Source organism: Bradyrhizobium sp. USDA 4454 (genome assembly GCF_054822705.1).
The window spans coordinates 513,107-532,123 of record NZ_JBTRCN010000001.1 but is presented as its reverse complement, the minus strand read 5'-3'; the positions used below and the strand labels follow the sequence as shown (position 1 = coordinate 532,123).

Annotated in this window: 15 protein-coding genes; 8 read left to right on the top strand and 7 right to left on the bottom strand. The window is 64.8% G+C overall.

Annotated elements, in window-relative coordinates:
* Positions 1-187 precede the first annotated feature (187 nt).
* Positions 188-961 (bottom strand): ferredoxin--NADP reductase, encoded by a 774-nt coding sequence (locus ACVIW0_RS02405; RefSeq protein WP_461350866.1) that lies wholly within the window; start codon positions 959-961, stop codon positions 188-190.
* A gap of 296 nt (positions 962-1,257) precedes the next feature.
* On the opposite strand from ACVIW0_RS02405, the gene ACVIW0_RS02400 reads away from it, so the two are divergent.
* On the top strand, positions 1,258-2,193 hold the full coding sequence (locus ACVIW0_RS02400) for an ATP-grasp domain-containing protein (RefSeq protein ID WP_461350865.1): 936 nt from the start codon (positions 1,258-1,260) through the stop codon (positions 2,191-2,193).
* Positions 2,194-2,279: 86 nt separating this feature from the next.
* On the opposite strand, the gene ACVIW0_RS02395 is transcribed toward ACVIW0_RS02400, so the two are convergent.
* Complete coding sequence (locus ACVIW0_RS02395; RefSeq protein ID WP_461350864.1) at positions 2,280-2,636, bottom strand: response regulator; 357 nt, start codon at positions 2,634-2,636, stop codon at positions 2,280-2,282.
* A 192-nt stretch (positions 2,637-2,828) separates the two neighbouring features.
* Here ACVIW0_RS02395 and ACVIW0_RS02390 point away from each other — a divergent pair, with 192 nt between their 5' ends.
* Positions 2,829-3,089 carry a hypothetical protein gene (locus tag ACVIW0_RS02390; RefSeq protein WP_461350863.1) on the top strand — a complete coding sequence of 87 codons (261 nt, stop codon included), beginning with the start codon at positions 2,829-2,831 and terminating at the stop codon, positions 3,087-3,089.
* A gap of 337 nt (positions 3,090-3,426) precedes the next feature.
* On the top strand, positions 3,427-3,654 hold the full coding sequence (locus ACVIW0_RS02385; protein WP_461350862.1) for a hypothetical protein: 228 nt from the start codon (positions 3,427-3,429) through the stop codon (positions 3,652-3,654).
* A 27-nt stretch (positions 3,655-3,681) separates the two neighbouring features.
* On the opposite strand, the gene ACVIW0_RS02380 is transcribed toward ACVIW0_RS02385, so the two are convergent.
* The 3 genes from ACVIW0_RS02380 to ACVIW0_RS02370 form a co-directional block, all read right to left on the bottom strand.
* Positions 3,682-6,090, bottom strand: coding sequence for a bifunctional diguanylate cyclase/phosphodiesterase (locus ACVIW0_RS02380; protein ID WP_461350861.1), 2,409 nt, complete (start codon positions 6,088-6,090; stop codon positions 3,682-3,684).
* A gap of 508 nt (positions 6,091-6,598) precedes the next feature.
* Positions 6,599-7,549, bottom strand: a complete 951-nt coding sequence (locus ACVIW0_RS02375) for an amino acid ABC transporter substrate-binding protein (protein ID WP_461350860.1) — start codon at positions 7,547-7,549, stop codon at positions 6,599-6,601.
* 12 nt (positions 7,550-7,561) lie between these two features.
* A complete protein-coding gene (locus ACVIW0_RS02370) occupies positions 7,562-8,851 on the bottom strand; it encodes a dicarboxylate/amino acid:cation symporter (protein WP_461350859.1) in 1,290 nt (429 codons plus the stop codon).
* A gap of 214 nt (positions 8,852-9,065) precedes the next feature.
* On the opposite strand from ACVIW0_RS02370, the gene ACVIW0_RS02365 reads away from it, so the two are divergent.
* Positions 9,066-10,067 (top strand): NADP-dependent oxidoreductase, encoded by a 1,002-nt coding sequence (locus tag ACVIW0_RS02365; RefSeq protein WP_461350858.1) that lies wholly within the window; start codon positions 9,066-9,068, stop codon positions 10,065-10,067.
* Between the two features lie 190 nt (positions 10,068-10,257).
* On the opposite strand, the gene ACVIW0_RS02360 is transcribed toward ACVIW0_RS02365, so the two are convergent.
* Both ACVIW0_RS02360 and ACVIW0_RS02355 read right to left on the bottom strand, forming a co-directional pair.
* A complete protein-coding gene (locus ACVIW0_RS02360) occupies positions 10,258-13,425 on the bottom strand; it encodes an efflux RND transporter permease subunit (protein ID WP_461350857.1) in 3,168 nt (1,055 codons plus the stop codon).
* Positions 13,426-13,437: 12 nt separating this feature from the next.
* Positions 13,438-14,553: an efflux RND transporter periplasmic adaptor subunit gene (locus ACVIW0_RS02355; RefSeq protein ID WP_461350856.1), complete on the bottom strand. Its 1,116-nt coding sequence runs from the start codon at positions 14,551-14,553 to the stop codon at positions 13,438-13,440.
* A gap of 291 nt (positions 14,554-14,844) precedes the next feature.
* Here ACVIW0_RS02355 and ACVIW0_RS02350 point away from each other — a divergent pair, with 291 nt between their 5' ends.
* The 4 genes from ACVIW0_RS02350 (at position 14,845) to ACVIW0_RS02335 (ending at position 18,965) form a co-directional block, all read left to right on the top strand.
* Positions 14,845-15,681, top strand: coding sequence for a cysteine rich repeat-containing protein (locus ACVIW0_RS02350; protein ID WP_461350855.1), 837 nt, complete (start codon positions 14,845-14,847; stop codon positions 15,679-15,681).
* A 218-nt stretch (positions 15,682-15,899) separates the two neighbouring features.
* Positions 15,900-16,112, top strand: coding sequence for a hypothetical protein (locus ACVIW0_RS02345; RefSeq protein ID WP_461350854.1), 213 nt, complete (start codon positions 15,900-15,902; stop codon positions 16,110-16,112).
* Positions 16,113-16,227: 115 nt separating this feature from the next.
* Positions 16,228-17,358 carry an FAD-dependent monooxygenase gene (locus ACVIW0_RS02340; RefSeq protein ID WP_461350853.1) on the top strand — a complete coding sequence of 377 codons (1,131 nt, stop codon included), beginning with the start codon at positions 16,228-16,230 and terminating at the stop codon, positions 17,356-17,358.
* Positions 17,355-18,965, top strand: a complete 1,611-nt coding sequence (locus ACVIW0_RS02335) for a benzoate-CoA ligase family protein (RefSeq protein WP_461350852.1) — start codon at positions 17,355-17,357, stop codon at positions 18,963-18,965. Before ACVIW0_RS02340 ends, ACVIW0_RS02335 begins: the two co-directional genes overlap by 4 nt.
* The last annotated feature ends 52 nt before the right edge of the window (positions 18,966-19,017 follow it).

Here is a 19,017-nt window from a genome sequence, read left to right as displayed (position 1 = left end):
AGTGCGGGATTGGAGGGCGCTATATCGGGCGTCATTCGGGGGCGATGCGAAGCATCGAGCCCGGAATCCATAACCACAAATGCAAAAGGCTGGAGCCAGATGGGGCCCCAGCCTTCGACAAAGCGGTGGTTATGGATTCCGGGCCCATCGCTTCGCGATGTCCGGGAATGACGAAGTGGAAGGAGCCTCAACGCTCGACGAACGCCTTCTCGATCACGAAGTGACCGGGATTGTTGCCGCTGCCTTCCTGGAAGCCGCGGGTCTCGAACAGCTGCTTGAGCTCTTCCAGCATCGCCGGGCTGCCGCACATCATGATGCGGTCGGTCTCGATGTCGAGCGGACCCTGATGCAGGTCGGTGAACAGCTGGTTCGAGGTGATCAGGTCGGTGATGCGGCCGCGGTTGCGGAACGGCTCGCGGGTCACGGTCGGATAGTAGGACAGCTTCTCCGACAGCAGCGGCCCAAACAGTTCGTCATCGCGCAGCTTGGCGACCAGCTCTTCGCCATAGGCGAGCTCGGAGACCTGGCGGCAGCCATGCACCAGCAGGATCTGGTCGTAGCGATCATAGACCTCGGGGTCCTTGATCAGGCTCGCGAACGGCGCAAGGCCGGTGCCGGTCGACAGCAGCATCAGCCGCTTGCCGGGAATCAGATTGTCGGTGATCAGCGTGCCGGTCGCCTTGCGGCCGACCAGGATGGTGTCGCCCTCGCGGATCTTCTGCAGCTTGGAGGTGAGTGGGCCGTCCTGCACCTTGATCGAGAAGAACTCGAGCTCTTCCTCGTGATTGGCGCTCGCCATCGAATAGGCGCGCAGCAGCGGCCGACCCTCGACCTCGAGGCCGATCATGGCGAACTGGCCGTTCTGGAAGCGGAAACCGGAATCGCGGGTCGCGCGGAAGCTGAATAGCGAGTCGGTCCAGTGCTTAACGGAAAGAACTTTCTCTCGATAGAACGCGCTCATGGGTTTTCGTTTTCTCGATTGACCAGACTTGGAATGGTTTGATTTTTAGGCTGCCTCGGACGACGCGGAAGTGCCCGAAATCACTGAAGATCTCGCGTGTCCATCGCGCCGATGCATGAGATAGTCAAGATCAACTGGCGTGCAATTGCGATCTCAGAATGGCGGTCGTGCGATTTCGCGCAGAGGTTCAGCCACGGCATCGTTAACACGCGGCGCTGCACGTAATTTACTTGCTGAGATCGGCGCCGATCTGGCAATTTATTGCTACGAAAACCGCGGCGAAGGGAATATGTCTCGTGGTCCTGATCAGCCAGCGAATCTTCCTGGAAACCATCAAAAAATATTGTCTGGCGCATGACATCGCGATCGAAGTGCGGTCAGGCGGCTGGCTGGTCATCATGACCAGGGACGACGCGCGGCATCTCGTGATCGGCTACGACATCGGGCTGAACAGCGCGGTCGCGCACCAGGTCGCCAACGACAAATCGGCCTGCGCCCAGGTGCTGGCAGCGGCCGGCGTACCAGCCGTTCCGCACACGCTGTTTCTCGGCGCCAAGCTCAGCAAGCACATCCCGGGATCGGACTCGCTGGAGGCGATGCAACGTCTGCTCGACCAGCATCCGCACGGGCTCGTCGTCAAACCGAACGAGGGGACATCCGGCGAGCTGGTCCTCCGTGTGACGACGCGGGGGCAACTGGAGAGCGCGGTCGCCCGCATCCTTGCCGCGCATCCGAGCCTTGCGATCTCGCCCTATCTCGCGATCGACGACGAGGTGCGCGTGGTGCTGCTCGATGGACGCGCGCTGATCGTCTACGCCAAGACGCGCCCGTCGGTGGTCGGCGACGGCGTCCATTCGCTGCGCGCGCTGGTGCAGGCGAACGCAACGGCAGAGCAGCTCAAGACCATCACCGAAGATGTCGACGCCGCCGCGCTCGACGCCATTCCGCCGGCCGGCGAGCGGCGTCTGCTGAACTGGCGGCACAATCTCGATGCCGGCGCGGAGCCCGTGCTGCTCGCCGATGGCACGACACGCGACGCCTGCGTCGCGCTCGCGATCAACGCCGCGCAGGCCACAGGCATCCGCTTCGCATCCGTCGACGTCGTGCGCATCGGCGATGCCTGGAAAGTCCTCGAGATCAATTCCGGCGTGAAGATGGAGACGCTGGGCTGTCGCCATCCAGCACTGGTCGAGGCGGCGTATTCGGCGGCGCTTGACAAAGTGTTCACCTAGGCGGAGCTCCCGCGCTCCCCTGAAGGCCAGATCATTCCCGCGCGCGGTTTTTCATCGGTCGCGCGAGCAGCCCCGCTCGATGAGAGCTACGACGCCAGTTCGCGCAGCAGGAGGGGTGGATAAAGCGGCTTCTCAAAGAACTTGACACCTTCGGGCAGCGCGCCGGCCAGCGGCAGGCCTGAGATCACCAGAACGCGCACGCCGGGGTCGCAGTTGACCGCCATTTGCGCAAGCTCGATCCCATCCATTTTGCCCATGAGCTTGATGTCGGTCACGACAAGCGACGGGTGACGCCGCTTGATGGCCAGCGCTGCCGTCTCTGCGTCTTCGCACTGGATGACGTCGAAATGATCTTGCTCCAGCAACAGCGTGATCATGTCGCGCTGAATGATATCGTCTTCGACCACCACTGCAGTCTTGCGGTTCGGCCTCGCGTAACCCATGGCACCCTCCAAGGGGTCAACCACCGTTAACGATTGAACACGCCATTGGTTCGGGTTCCGAACTTCGGCGGGTTCCGGCGAACCTTTGCGGAGTTCCAACCGGAACAACTTTCGAGGTCTCGGAGTCATCGATAGCGACGAGCCGAACGGCTCGGACCTGAGGAAAGGACGTCGAGCCAGGAGGCAAAGTGCATGAAGAACGCCGTACATTCGGATCAGGATCTTTGCGAACCCTATCGAGCTGACGCGACGCCTGACGTGCTGGGCAATCAGTTCGCTCCACGACGGGTTGAAGACGAGGTCCGCGAACAACACGCCAACGTCATGCGCTTCAAGACGATGGAGTGGGAGACGACCGATCCGCTCGGCGCCCGCCTGCTGCACGATATCATTTCCGACATGGAAGCGGAGCTATCGCAGGTCGTCGACCGAATTGTCGCGGAGCGGCATTAGTCGGTGAGGCGACGAGTTCGCGAATCCCGACATTGAACTTTGCCTGGAACTTTGCCTGCCGATGATGCTCGACAGATCGCGGCGCGTGGAAACTCGAAGCAAGATCCCGCCGGATCGATGGAGCGTTGATGGGGGCTGTTGTTGGACGCGCGATCTTCCAGGTCATGGTTGTGCTCGCGGCGGTCGGCATCGTTGCCCTCGCCTGCATGGCGGTGCAAGGCAGCTAGCGCCGATGCGACGCTGCGTGGGCGTTCCCGGTCATTTTGATCCGTTCCGCGGCTTGCTCATCCCGCCCAAGGGAGTACGCTCTGCGCATTCATCGATCCGGATCCAGATAATGCGCAAAATTCTTTTGAGCACCCTCGCCGCCGCGGTGTTCGCCGCTGCCTTCGATCCTCCGGCCGCCCACGCCGTCTTCTGGCGCGGCGTCACGGCCCCGACCAATATCGACATCCACGGCTACCCGATCATCAAGGAGCCATATCCGAGCACATGCCAATTGATCCATGTGAACGGATACTGGGTCCGGCAGTGCCTGGATCTGTCGCGCCGCTATTGGCGATGAACGACGCCGCGGCCGCGTGCGCCGGCTTCAGGCGATCTGGGCCAGCGCCGGAGCGCTGTCCTGATCCGCCGCCGGCGCGACATCGCCGCGATGAGTGAGCCCGCGGAACGTCTCGATCCTGGCCGGCGCGCCAAGCAGGTAACCCTGCATTTCATCGCAGAACTCGTCGCGCAGGAACTGGAGTTCTGCGTTCGACTCGACGCCTTCCGCGAGCACCGGCAGGCCAAGCCCCCGTCCGATGCCCAGCACGGCGCGCACGATCGTGGCGGCCTGCTCGTTGGTATCGACCGACTTGATGAACGAGCCGTCGATCTTGATCTTGTCGAACGGAAATGCGCGCAGGTTCGACAGCGACGAATAGCCGGTCCCGAAATCGTCCATCGCGATGCGCACGCCGAATCCCTTGACCCGCCGCAGCGTCGCCAGCGCGCGATTGAAATCGCGGACCAGCGCCGTCTCGGTGATCTCGATTTCCAGCCGGCGCGGCGAAAGCCCGCTCTCCAGCAATATCTTATGCACGTCCTGCACGAAATTGCTGCTGTAGAGCTGCACGCCGGAGACGTTGACGGCAACCGTCAGCGGTTGCGTCCAGTTCGCCGCCTCCCGGCACGCCGTCCTCATGACCCAGTCGCCGATCTCCAGGATGGAGCCGGACTCCTCGGCGATCGGGATGAAGACCGCCGGCGAGATGTCGCCGCGCGTCGGATGCTTCCAGCGCAGCAGGGCCTCGAAGCCGGTCACGACGCCGGTGCGAATGTCCTTTTGCGGCTGGTAGACCAGCCGCAACTCGTCGCGGCCGATCGCATGGCGCAGATCGTGCTCGATCATGCGCCGCTCGCGGACCTCGGAGCCCATCTTGGCCTCGAAGAAGCGATAGGTGGAACGGCCCTCGGTCTTGGCGCGATAGAGCGCGGTATCGGCATGGACCAGCAGGGTCTCGCGTTCGGATGCGTCATCCGGACAGATCGCGATGCCGACGCTGCTGGAGATGCTCTCCACTTCAGGCATGATATCCTTGCGGCGCAAGGCATCGAGGATGGCTTCGGCGAGATGGCTCACCGCGGACGGGCTGGCCTGCGGCACCAGGACGGCGAACTCGTCGCCGCCGAGCCGCGCCATCATATGCCGCTCGCCGAGGACCACGGTGACGCGCGAGGCGACCGCCTGCAACACCTTGTCGCCCGCGGCGTGGCCGAACAGGTCGTTGACCTCCTTGAAGCGATCGAGATCGAGGCAGAGCACTGCGACCTTCTCGCTCTTGGCCAGCGCGGTTCCGATCTCCTGATCCATCCGCGCGTTGAAGTGGCTGCGATTGGGCAGCGACGTCAGCGCGTCATGGTGCGCCAGGTAGCGAATGTGCTGCTCCGCCTCGCGGCGCGCGCGCAGATCGCGAACCGCGATCACCTGATGGGGCCGGCCGGCAAAATCGAGCGATCGCCGGATCAGTTCGACCGGAATCCTCGAGCCGTCGGTGTGACGCAGATTGGTCTCGATCGGCCTGTGCGGATCGGCGACGATCCTGGCCAGCGCGGTCTGGTCGGGGAAGCAGGTTGCAAGCAGGCTTCCGACGAGTTGCTCGGAGGAGGAGCCTGCCAACTGCACGAAGCTGTCATTGACCGTCACGATGAGGTCGCCGTCACAGACCAGCAGCCCTTCGACGGCGCCGTTGGCGAGACCGCGCATGCGGTCGGCCTCGATCTCCATCCGGCGCCGCTCGCGCAGATCGAGCGCGCTGCCGGTCAACGCGAGCAGGATGATGATGAAGCTCGCGACGCCGACGGCACCGGCAAGCCATTCGGCCGGGAGCGCCGAGCGCGACACCTGGATCGTCGGGTCGGGAATGATCGATACCGCGCCCATCGCCGTGAAATGATGGCTGCAGATCGCGAGCGTCAGCAGCAGCGCACCCACGGCCTTCCACGTTTCGGACCGGTCATGCAGGCCGGCAGGCAACGCGGTGGCGCCAATGATCGCTCCGATCGCGATCGAGGCGACGACGAGCGTTCTATCCCAGAGGATGATTCCAGCGATCTCGAAGGCGGCCATGCCGGTGTAATGCATCGCGGCGATGCCGCCGGCGACGATCGCGCCGCCCAGCGCCGGTCCGAACCGCCAGCCCGGCCGCATTGCGACCGCCAGTCCCGCGCCGGTGAGGACGATGGCCGCGACCAGCGAGAGGAAGGTCAGCTTGATGTTGTAGCCGCTCGGAATTCCGGGCGTGAAGGCCAGCATCGCGATGAAGTGCGTCGCCCAGATGCCGAAGCCGGTGGACACCGCCGACACCACCAGCCACACGCCGCGCATCTGACCGACCGAACTGCGCGCATGACGCAGCAGGTTGATGGCTGCGTAGGACGCCAGGCTGCAGACGACGGCGGCCAGTCCGACGAGCCACAGATCGTGCTCCGTCGCGATGCAATTATAGACCTTGAACATCCGATCACTACCGCAATTGATGGACCCATAACGGGCCGTTATGAGGCCACGATAGGCGGCAGCGTGTTACGAGTGGTAAATCCCCGTAAAAGACCGGAGTCTGGCGCTTAACATGGTAAACAATTGGCGTCGAAGCGCGCGGTCACGCCGGAGCGGCCGCTTGCCGGGGACGGGGCGCCGTTCATTGCTGACGACGCCCGGCCCGCGGCGGCGTTCGGTCACCAATGACCAGACGGCCGCTCCGCGTCCATCGCCCCGGCGGAGACCGGGACGATGCCGAGCGGATGACGCGAAGGCTAGAGCGCGATGAAATTAGATTGATTCGGTTTGACCATTGACCCCGGTTCACCTCTCCCCGACGGGGAGAGGTCGATTTGCGCAGCAAATCGGGTGAGGGGCCGCAGTTCTAACGAGAGACCGTAGTCCCTCACCCGGCGCTACGCGCCGACCTCTCCCAAGGGAGAGGTGAACGTCCGCCGCTCCAGTTCAAACCTAATCCCATCATGCTCTAATTGCTCTGCCCCTCGTCGAGCACCTTGAAGGCCTCTTCGAGCTGCGGTGAGATCGCGACGTTGAGCTTCTCGCCGGTCGGCAGCCGGGCGACGAACCACTTGTTGTAGAGTGGGATGATGTCGCGGTTCGAGGCAAGCCTGCGGAAGGCGCGCTCGACCACTTCCTTCATCTGCGGCTCGCCCTTGCGGTACATGATGCCGTAGGGATCGTAGGACAGATAGTCGCCGGTGACCCGGAATCTGTCTTGCGACTTGTGCCGCGCGATCAGGCCATAGAGCAGGATATCATCGGTTGCGAACGCATCCGCCTTGCCGTCCACCAGCATCTGGTAGGACTGCTCATGGTCGCCTGCGGTCACGATGTTGAGGCCGAGCTGTTGCTTGGCGTCGACATTGTGCATCGCCTGCTCGTTGGTGGTGCCCTTGGTCACCACCACCGTCTTGCCCTTCAAATCGGCGACCTGGCTGACGCCTGAGGCCTTCGGCACCATCAGCTTGGTGCCGGCCACGAACATCAGCGGCGAGAACGCGACCTGCTTGGCGCGCTCGGAGTTCGCCGTGGTCGATCCGCATTCGAGATCGATCTTCTTGTCGACGACCGCCGGGATGCGGTCGTCGGAGGTCACCTTGACGTAGTCGACCTTGAGGTTGGCGTCGTCGACCTCGGCCCCGATCTCCTCGACGATCGCATCGCACAGCTCGAGGCTGTAGCCGATCGGCCGGTTGGAGTGGTCGAGGAACGAGAACGGCGGCGAGCTCTCGCGATAGCCGATCCGCACCGTGTGCGTGGCCTTGATGTTGGCGAGCGTGGGGCTGAGCCCCTCGCCCGCCGGCTGTGCGGACACCGGTGCGGCGAGCAGGCTTGCTGCCAGCAGACATGCTGACAGCAGGCGTGCCGACGGCAGAGGCCCCTCAGCCCGTATCGGCCTCCAGCGGGCGCGATGCATGCACTCCTCCCGTCAATGGCCGGCCATCACGGCACCGGGCACCGCGTCCTGCGGCACGGCGTCGTCGGGACCGAGCTCGTGCTCGGCCTTCAGCTCGCCCTCCCACTTCGCGACCACGGCGGTGGCCAGCGAGTTGCCGATCACGTTGGTGGCGCTGCGACCCATGTCGAGGAAGGTGTCGATGCCCATGATCATCAGCAGGCCGGCCTCGGGGATGCCGAACTGCGACAGCGTCGAGGCGATCACCACCAGCGACGCGCGCGGCACGCCGGCGACGCCCTTCGAGGTGATCATCAGGGTTGCCAGCATCGCGAGCTGCGTGCCGAGCGACATCTCGATGTGGTAGGTCTGCGCGATGAAGATGCTCGCGAAGGTGCAGTACATCATCGTGCCGTCGAGGTTGAAGGAATAGCCGAGCGGCAGCACGAAGGCCGATATCCGCGAGGAGGCGCCGAACCTGTTCAGCCCCTCCAGCGTCTTCGGATAGGCCGCCTCCGACGAGGCGGTCGAGAACGCGATCATCAGCGGCTCGCGGATCAGCCGCAGCAGATGGCTGTAGCGCGGCCCGATCACGACAAAGCCGACCGCGACCAGGATGGCCCACAGGATCAGCAGCGATAGATAGAAGCCGCCCATGAACACGATCAGCTTCCAGAGCACGCCGAGGCCGTTCTTCGAGACGGTCGCCATGATCGCGGCCCACACCGCGATCGGCGCGAACAGCATCACGTAGCCGGTGACCTTGAGCATGATGTGCGCGAGGTCGTCGATCAGGCTCATGATCGGCTTCGACCGCTCAGGCATCGCGCCGAGCGCCACCGCGAAGAACACCGCGAACACCACGATCTGCAGGATCTCGTTCTGCGCCATCGCATCCGCAATCGAGGTCGGGATCAGATGGGTCAGGAATTTCTCGATCGAGAACGCCGAGACCGGCAGGCCGGTGGACTGCGCCTTGTCGGGGAGCGTGCCGGGGAAGTTGGCGCCGGGCTGCAGCAGGTTGACCATCACGAGGCCGAGCAGCAGCGAGACGAAGGAGGCGGAGACGAACCAGCCCATGGTCTTGGCGAAGATGCGCCCGAGCTTGGCGCCGCTTCCCATATGGGCAATGCCGCCGACGAGGGTGGCGAACACCAGCGGCGCGATGATCATCTTGATCAGGCGCAGGAACAGCATCGCGATCAGGTTGACGTCTGCTGCGATCTCGGCGCGGCTGTCAGGCAGATAGTTGAAGACGATCGTCCCCATCGCGATGCCAAGGACCATCGCAATCAGGATGTACTGCGTAAACCTGTTCGACATTCTCTTACCCCCGTAAGTTCCCGGCGAAGGGTAAGTGTGGCAGATTTACGCAGCTACGCAACACGCTTCGCGCCGAGCGGGACTTTGCCGAAACGTTCCCGTTGTGGAATGCCAGCGCGCAGATTAGCGTTCATGCAGCGCACAATCTGTGCAATGCGCTGCGCATGCGGCAGCAAACTGCATCCGAAACGACCAACGCAAGGGGGAGACATCCATGAACGACACCGTCAATCGCCAGATCCTGCTGGTCGAAAAGCCGACCGGCAAGCTTGGCCCCGAGCATTTCCGCCTGATCAAGGGCACGGTGCCCGCGCCGAAGGAGGGCGAGGCGCTGGTGCGGACGCGCTACATCTCGCTCGACGCCGCCAACCGCGCCTGGATGCACGGCGCCACCTACCGTGCTGCGGTGGAGGCCAACACCGTGATGGCCGGCGGCAGCATCGCCGAGGTGGTGTCGTCGAATGACCCCGGCCTGAAGCCGGGCGACATCGTGTTCGGCGACACCGGCTGGCAGGACTATGCCGCAGTTCCGGCCAAGCATATGGCGAAGATGCCGAAGCTCGAGCCGATGACGCATCTGCTCAGCGTCTACGGCGTCGCCGGCCTGACCGCCTATTTCGGCCTGCTCGATGTCGGCAAGCCCAAGGAGGGCGAGACCGTGGTGGTGTCGGCCGCCGCCGGCTCGGTCGGCTCGATCGTCGGCCAGATCGCCAGGATCAAGGGCTGCCGCGTGGTCGGCATCGCCGGCGGCAAGGACAAGTGCCACTGGCTGACGTCAGAACTCGGCTTCGACGCCGCGGTCGACTATAAGGACGGCGCCACCTACAAGGCGCTACGCGCAGCCGCGCCGCAGGGCATCGACGTCTATTTCGACAATGTCGGCGGCGATATCCTGGAAGCCTGCCTGGCGCAGATGAACAACCGCGGCCGCATCGCCTGCTGCGGCGCGATCTCGCAATATGACGGCGTGCCCTCCGCGCACGGCCCGCGCGGCGTGCCCGGCCTGATCGTGGTGAAGCGGCTCGTCATGCAGGGCTTCATCGTGATGGACTATATGGAGCAGCGCGATGCCGCGCTCGCCGACCTGCAATCCTGGGTCTCCTCCGGCAAGCTCAAGGTGCAGGAGGACGTCATCGACGGCATCGAGAACACGCCGCAGGCGCTGATCGGCCTTTTGGCCGGCGAGAACCGCGGCAAGCGCATGGTGAAGGTGTGAGGGCGCGTGCTGTCAGTTCCGTCATCCTGAGGAGCGCGTAGCGCGTCTCGAAGGATGCGCGGCCCCGATATGGCGACGCGGAGGGAGCCGGGCCGTCGACCCTTCGAGACGCCGCTTCGCGGCTCCTCCAGCGACAAAGGCGGAGCCTTTGCGCGGGGGTGACGGGAAGAAATTTAGGTGCGCGGAGCTGCTAATGCACCGTGCCCGGCGCCTCCGCTGCCGCGTGCGGCGCCGGCTTTCCCTTCTTCGCCTTGCGCCAGTTCTCAAAACTCTGCACCACGACGAAGAACGCCGGCACGAACAGCACCGCGAGGCAGGTCGATGCGATCATGCCGGAGAACACGGTGATGCCGATCGACTTGCGGGCGTTGGCGCCGGCGCCGGTCGCCAGCACCAGCGGCAGCACGCCGAGGATGAAGGCAAAGGACGTCATCAGGATCGGCCGGAATCTGGCGCGGGCGGCGTCGATCGCCGACTCCAGCACCGGCTTGCCGTCGCGGACGTGATGCTCCAGCGCGACCTCGACGATCAGGATCGCGTTCTTGGCCGACAGCGCGATCAAGAGGATCGTGCCGATCTGGGTGTAGAGGTTGTTCTCGATATGCAGGCTCAGCAGCACCAGCGTCGGGCCGAGCAGCGACAGCGGCACCGCCAGAATCACCGAGATCGGCGCGTACCAGCTCTCATATTGCCCGGCGAGCACCAGATAGACGAGCAGCAGCGCCAGCGCGAACACATAGTAGATCTGGCCGCCGACTTCCTTCTCCTGGTACGACATCGCGGTCCACTCGAAGCCCGCGCCCGGCGGCAGCGTCCTGGTCGCGATCTCTTCCATCAGCGTCATCGACTGGCCGGACGAGTAGCCCTGCGCCGGCAGGCCGATGATCGAGGCTGACGGATAGAGGTTGTAGAGGCTGATCAGCGACGGCCCGACCGACGGCGTGATCCTGGCCACCGTGCCGAGCGGGATCATGTCGCCATTGCTGTTGCGCACCATCATGTTCTCGATGTCGCGCAGGCTCAGACGATATTGCGCCTCGGCCTGGGTGTAGACCTGGAAGGTGCGGCCGAACTTGGTGAACTGGTTGACGTAGCTGGCGCCGAGATAGGACGACAGCGCCGCGAAGATCTGGTCGGTGGTGACGTGCAGGGTCTGGGTCTTGACCCGATCGACCTCGACGTCGAATTGCGGCACCATCGAGCGGAACGACGACTGCACCCGCTGCAACGCGCTCTGGGTCTGCGCATTGGCCACGATCGCCCCGGTGACCGCCTGCAGCTTGCCGTAATCGGCATTGCCGTCGCGCAGTTCGACCTGCATGGCAAAGCCGGCGGCGTTGCCGATGCCCTGGATCGGCGGCGGCGGGATCACCAGGATGCGCGCCTCCGGGATCACGGCGAGCTTGTCGTTGAGCCCGTAGACCAGCGAACGCAGATCCTCGCCCGGCCCGCGTGCGCTCCAGTCCTTCAGAATCAGGTAGGCGACGCCGGCATTGGCGAGGCTCGAGGAGTTGTCGAGCGCGGAGATGCCAGCGATCGAGACGACCTGATCGACGCCGGGCGTCTTGCCGGCGAGCTCGGTGACCTTGTCGAGGACCTGCTGGGTGCGGTCGAGCGCTGCGCCGTCCGGCAATTGCACCGCGGCGAGCAGATAGCCCTGGTCCTCGATCGGGATGAAGCCGGTCGGCACCCGCGACAGGCCGTAGCCGGTGAGCCCGATGATCACAAGCGCGATCGCGACCGAGGTCCTGGCATGCCCGGCGATGCCGCCGACCACGCGCGTATAGCCGCGCTCCAGCCGGTCATAGGCCGCGTTGAAGCCGCGATAGAAGAAATTGCGCCGTTCGGGCGGCGGCGGGGGACGCAGCCACAGCGCGCACTGCGTCGGCTTCAAGGTCGCGGCATTGACCGCGCTGAGCAGCGCGGTTGCGGCGATGACAAGCGCGAATTGCGCGTACATCCGCCCGGTCAGCCCGGGCAGGAAGGCCGCCGGCAGGAACACCGAGATCAGCACCAGCGTGATGCCGACGATCGGCGCGAACAATTCGTCCATCGCCTTGATCGCGGCGTCGTGCCCGGACATGCCGCGCTCGATATTGTGCGCCGCGCCCTCGACCACGACGATGGCGTCGTCGACCACGATGCCGATCGCCAGCACGATCGCAAACAGCGTCGACAGGTTGATGGTGAAGCCGAGCGCAGCCATGCCGGCGAACGCGCCGATGATCGTGACCGGCACGGTGGTCGCCGGCACCAGCATCGCCCGCCAGTCCTGCAGGAACACCAGGATCACGACCAACACCAGCAGGCCGGCCTCGATCAGGGTCTTGTAGACCTCCTCGATCGAGGCGTTGACGAACTTCGTGGTGTCGAACGGCGTGTCGTATTTGATGTCCTGCGGAAACTGCCTGGCGAGCTCCGCCATCTTGTTCTCGACCGCCTTCTCGACCTGCAGCGCGTTGGCGCCCGGCGACTGGAACACGCCGATGCCGGTGGCGGGCTTCTGGTTCAACGAGAAGATCTGGCTGTAGGTCTGGGCACCGAGCTCGACCCAGCCGACGTCGCGGACGCGGGTGACGTCGCCGACCGTACCCGTCTTGACGATGATGTCCTCGAACTGGCTCTTGTCGTCGAGCCGGCCATTGACATTGAGCGTGTACTGGAACGCCTGCCCCGCCGGCGTCGGCGGCGCACCGACCTGTCCGGCGGTGACCTGCTGGCTCTGCTGCTGGATCGCCTGGATGACGTCCTGCGGCACCAGCCCGCGCACCTGCAGCTTGTTCGGATCGAGCCAGACCCGCATCGAATACTGGCCGGCGCCGAACACCGTGACGTTGCCGACGCCGGGCAGGCGCGACAGCTCGTCGCGGATGTTGATAGTGGCGTAGTTCGACAGGAACAGGCTGTCATAGGTCTTGTTCGGCGAGGTCAGCGTCACGAACAGCAGGATCGAGGTGGATTTCTTCTGCACCGTGACGCCCTGGTTCTGCACCGCGGACGGCAGCTGCGACAGCGCCGAGGAGACCCGGTTCTGCACCAGCACCTGCGCGAAGTTGAGATCGGTGCCGATCTTGAAGGTCACCGTCAGCGTATAGGTGCCGTCGGCGCCGCTGTAGGACTGCATGTACAGCATGTCCTCGACGCCGTTGACCTGCTGCTCGATCGGCAGCGCCACGGTGTCGACCACCGTCTTGGCCGAGGCGCCGGGATAGCGCGTCGTCACCTGCACCGTCGGAGGCACCACGTCGGGATACTGCGCGACCGCGAGATTATACAGCGCGACGCCGCCGAGCAGGATCATCAGGATCGCGATGACGTTGGAAAGAACCGGCCGCTCGATGAAGAATTTCGAGATCATGGCGCGTGCGTCCTATTTGGCCGGCGCCGGCGTCGCGTCGCCCTTATGCACCTGCGGATCGACCTTCTGCCCGGGGATCGCGCGCAACAGTCCGGCAGTCACCACGCGGTCATCGGCTTTCAGCCCGCTTTCGACGACGCGCAGCCCCTCGTCGAGCGGTCCGGTCGTCACCTTGCGCTGCTCGACCACATTGTCGGCATTGACGACCAGCACGTAGCGGCCGGCCTGGTCGCTGCCGATCGCGACGTCAGGCACCAGCAATGCATTGTCCTGCTTGTCGAACGGCACCCGGACGCGGACGTAGAAGCCCGGCAGCAGTGCGCGGTCCGGATTGGGCACCAGGCCGCGGACGGCGAGCGTTCCGGTCGACTGATTGACGGTCGGTGAGAGGTAGTCGAGCTTGCCCTTGTGCGGATAGCCGGTCTCGGTCTGCAACCCGACCTCGACGGGCAACTGCCGCAGTTCGTTCACCGTCATGCCGCGGCGGCGCGCTTCGTCGCGGACGCGCTGCACGTCCTGCTCGTTGACGTTGAAATTCACATAGATCGGATCGAGCTGCACGATGGTGGCAAGCTGGGTCGGCGACGCGACGCCGACCAGCTCGCCGACCGACACCAGATGGTTGCTGACGATGCCGTCGAACGGCGCGGCTACATTTGTGTAGCCGTAATTGACCGCGGCGATCTTGGTGTTGACCTGAGCCTGCTGCAGACTGGCCTGCGCGTTGTCCCGCGTCGAGGTCGAGGTATCCAGCGTCGCCTGCGAGACGGCCTGCCGCTGTACCAGGTCGACCTGGCGCTTGTAATCGGCTTCGGCCTGCTTCAGCGTCGCCTGCGCGCCGGCTTCGGCGGCCTGCGCCTGCTCGAGCTTCAGCTTGTAGGTCTCCGGCTCGATCGTGAACAGGGTGGTCCCCTCCTTCACCGGCGAGCCGTCCTGATAGTTGATCGACGCCAGAAAGCCCTGCACGCGTGCGACCAGATCGACGGTCTTGATCGGCGCGGTGTTGCCGGTGGCATCCAGATAGCGCGTGATGGCACGCTGCACCGGCGGCGCAACCTCGACCCTGGGCGGCGGCGGCGCAACAAAACTGTTTTGCTCGCAGGCACTTAAACTGGCAAAGGCGGACATGGCCAATGCGGCGCGCGGCAGTTTCGCAGTTCGCAGCCGCACAAAATTGCTCAGACTGAAATGTGCCGATGCGTGCGCATGCCTCATTTCCAAGCCCCGATGCAAATGACTTAATTCAAAGACGTCGTGGCGAGCAAAAAATCCGCCTGCGTTATCCATAGCAACAATCCGCTTGCGGTGGAACTCGAAAGCGAAAATGATGCCGCTCGCCGAGGTTGTTAGAGCAAGACATTTTCAGAACTCAATTCAGTTGAGCCGGAGGCGTCCGGCGCGACGAGAGGATTTATTCAGATGATCAATGCATTGATACGTGCAGCGAAGCTGTCCGCATGGCTCGGGTTTGCGGCATTCATCAGCACCGCGCCGGCCCTGTCGCAGGCCCCGAGCCAGGCGCAGCGCGACGCCATCAAGTCGCAATGCCGCAACGACTACATCGCACATTGCTCGAGCGTTCCGCCGGGCGGCGAAGCGTCACTGCAATGCCTGCAGAAGAACATGGCAAGCCTCGCGCCTGGCTGCGCCAGCGCGGTGAAGGCCGTGGAAGCACCGGCCGCCGCGCCTGCGGCGGGGAAGACCGACGCGGCCAAGACTGACGCAACCAAGACTGACGCGGCCAAGACTGACGCAACCAAGACCGACGCAACCCCGGCGGCAACGGCCAAGCCCGCCGCGGCGGCCGCAGCACCGAAAGCGGCCGGGACGCCATCCAGCGCGCAGATCTCGGCGATCCGCAGTGCATGCCGCTCCGACTATCCCAAGGTCTGTGCGGGCGTGCCGACCGGTGGCGCGCCGGCGCTGCAATGCCTGGAGAAGAACAAGGGCAAGTTGTCGCCGGCCTGCGAAAAGGCCGTGGCGGCTGCCGGCGGCGGCGCCGCGCCGGAGCCAGGCGCTGCGGCAGCCGCTGCACCGGCCGCGGCGCCAGCGGCTGCGCCGGCGGTGATCGTGCTGCGGCCGCTGCGGCCGCGCGAAGAGCTGTTCGTGCTGCGCTCGGCCTGCGGCGCCGATGTCCGCTCGATCTGCGGCGGCGTCCAGCCCGGGGGCGGGCGGATCGTGCAATGCCTGGCGACCAATGCCGGCTCGCTCTCGCCGGGATGCCGCGACGTGCTGGCGCCGTTCGCGGCGCGGTAATCCTGTTGCCAAGCAAGTGAGCGGTGATCGCATCATCGCCTGTCTCGCCAAGCAGAGCGACAAGCTGACACCCGCCTGCAAGAAGGTGCTGGCGGAGACGGGAAAGAAATAGCCGCACGCGGGCGGCGAGACGACATGTGCCCGGCCGATGGCCGGGCACGGAGCCCCAGCACCTTGTTATCACCACAGGCCAACCAACCCCCGGGATAGGGAACATCATGCGTTCATTATTGCTGATCGCTGCGGCCCTGCTGTGCTTTGCCGCGACCATGACTTTCGAATCTTCCGACGCCAATGCGGTGGTTTGCGCCCGCGGCGTCTATCGCGCCGGATGCGCCGGCTATCGCGGCGCGGTCGTCGTCCGCAAACCCGTCGTCGCCGGCTGCCGCTGGATCTGGGTCGACGGGGTCAAGGTCCGCCGCTGCTACTGAGCCCTTCGGCGCCGACAGGATAGGCGCCGCGCGCATTTTCCCTCTGGCGTTCCCGCCGGAGGGAGACTAGTCTGGCCCCAAATTGTAAGTACACTGTCAATCTGGGAGGCAGACGTTGCGGATCGCCGTGATTGGCGGAGGGCCCGGCGGGCTCTATTTCGCCTATCTCTGGAAGAAGCGTCATCCTGACGCCGAGATCGAGCTGTTCGAGCAGAACGCCGCCGGCGCCACCTGGGGCTTCGGCGTGGTGTTCTCCGAGCAGGCGCTGGACTTCCTGCGCGCCGACGACCCCGAGACGGTCGACGCCATCACCCCAGAGATGGAGAGCTGGCAGAACATCACCCTCAATCTGCGCGGCGAGAGCGTCGAGATCGACGGCGTCGGGTTCTCCTCGATCGGTCGGCTCAAGCTGCTGACCATCCTCCAGGAGCGGGTGCGCAGCACAGGCGTCACGCCGCGCTTCGATACTGTCGTGCAATCGGTCGATGAGCTCAGGGGTTACGACCTGATCGTTGCCGCCGACGGGCTGAACTCGATGGTCCGCCGCGGCTTCGAGGCCGCGTTCGGCGCGTCGGTCTCGCATTCCTCCAACAAATTCGCCTGGTACGGCACCACTAAGCCCTTCGCGACGCTGTCGCAGACTTTCGTGGCGACCGACGTGGGCTGCTTCAACGCCCATCACTATCGCTACGCCAAGGACATGAGCACCTTCCTGGTCGAGTGCGACGCCGCGACCTGGGATGCCTACGGGTTCGCCGACAAGACGATCGAACAATCGCAGGCGATCTGCGAGGACGTCTTCGCCGCGACGCTGGACGGCCATCGGCTGATCTCGAACAAATCGGTGTGGCGCAACTTCCCGTGGATCTGGAACGAGCGTTGGTCGCACGGCAACATGGTGCTGATCGGTGACGCCTTGCACTCCGCGCATTTCTCGATCGGTTCGGGCACGCGGCTGGCGATCGAGGATGCGATCGCGCTGACCAAGGCACTGGAGAGCGAGGGCGGCATCGCGGAGGCGCTTGCGCGCTACGAGAGCGAGCGCAAGCCGATCGTGAAGAAGCTCGTCACCGCGGCGCGGACCAGCGCCGACTGGTACGAGCATTTCCCGGCGCATATGAAGCTCGATCTGATGGACTTCGCCTACAGCTACATCACCCGCTCCGGCCGGATCGACGACGCGCGGCTGCGCGCGATGTCGCCGGCTTTCATGGCCCGTTACGAAGCCGCAAAGGGACAATCATGACCGGGATCGCCGACCAGGTTCCGCAGGACAATCCCGGTGCGCGCGAGATCGGCTTTACGATCCCCGAGCGCTACAATGCGAGCCGCATCCTGTTCGACAATCTCGGCAACGGCAACGCCGAGCGCCTGGCGTTGACCGGGCCGGCCGGCACGCGAACCTATCGCGAGCTGTGCGCTGACGCCGCGCGCTGGGGCCATGCCTTCCAGTCACTCGGCTTGCAGCGCGGCGACCGCGTGCTGCTGTTCCTCGACGACACACCGGCCTATCCGGCGGCGTTCTTCGGCGCGGTGCGCGCCGGCTTCGTGCCGCTCTTGATCAACACCCTGACGACGCCGGAGCTGTTGCAATTCTATCTGTCGGATGCCGGCGCGCAGGTCGCCGTCACCGAAGCCGAGTTCTGCACGCGCTTCAATGCGGAAGCCTGCAAGGATACGCCGCTGCGCACGCTGGTCGTGGTCAACGGCACACCCGCCGATCACGCCGTTGCGGAAACGCGTAACGCCGGCGAGTGGCTACAAGGCTTCCCGAGCGAGCTCGACGCGGCCGACACCCATCGCAACGAGATGGCGTTCTGGATGTATTCGTCGGGCTCGACCGGCCGTCCCAAGGGCATCGTGCATCTGCAGCACGACATGGCCTATAGCGAACGTGCCTTTGCCCGCAACGTGCTGAAGCTTGCACCCGGCGACATCTGCTTCTCGGTGCCAAAAATTTTCTTCGCCTATGGGTTCGGCAATTCGATCACGTTTCCCTTCTCGGTCGGCGCCGCCACGCTGCTGCTGCCGGGCCAGCCGAAGCCGGCCGCGATCTTCGCGGCGATCGGGCAGTATCGCCCGACCGTGTTCTTCGGCCTGCCGACGCTCTACATCTCCCTGACCAAGGCCGAGGGCGCGGATGCTGCCGATTTCTCGTCGCTGCGGATGGCGGTCTCGGCCGCCGAGGTGCTGTCGGCCGAGGTCTTCAACGGCTGGAAGCAGCTCACCGGGCTCGAGATCATCGAAGGTCTCGGCTCGACCGAAGTGCTGCACGTCTATCTCAGCAACCGCGCGGAGCAGAAGAAGCTCGGCGCCGCGGGCCTGCGCGTGCCCGGCTACGAGATCATGCTGCGCGACAGCGACGGCCGCGAGGTCGGCGACAATGAGGAAGGCATTTTGTGGGTGCGCGGCGATTCCGCGACGCCGCTGTACTGGAACCGGCCGGACAAGACCGCCGAGACCGTGCGCGAGGACGGCTGGATCTACACCGGCGACCGCTTCATGCGCGACAGCGACGGCTTCCACTTCTTCCGCGGCCGCGCCGACGATCTGATCAAGATCTCCGGCCAGTGGGTCTATCCGCTGGAGGTCGAGCTCTGCCTCGCCGATCACCCCGACGTCCGCGAATGCGCGGTCTACGCCGCCGAGCTGCCGGATCGGCGCATGACGCTGCGCGCGGTGGTGGTGATGAACAAGGCCGGCTTCGACAGCGATGAGGCAACGCGGCGGTTGCAGGACTACGTCAAGACGAAGCTGTTGCCGTACAAATATCCGCGCGAGGTGAAGTTCATCGACGAGCTACCGAAGACGGGGACAGGGAAGATCGACCGGCAGGCGGTGATGCGGATGTGAGCGGTGCTGCCGCGCAAGGGGGGAGGGAGCCTGAGCAGCGTGCTCACCTCAC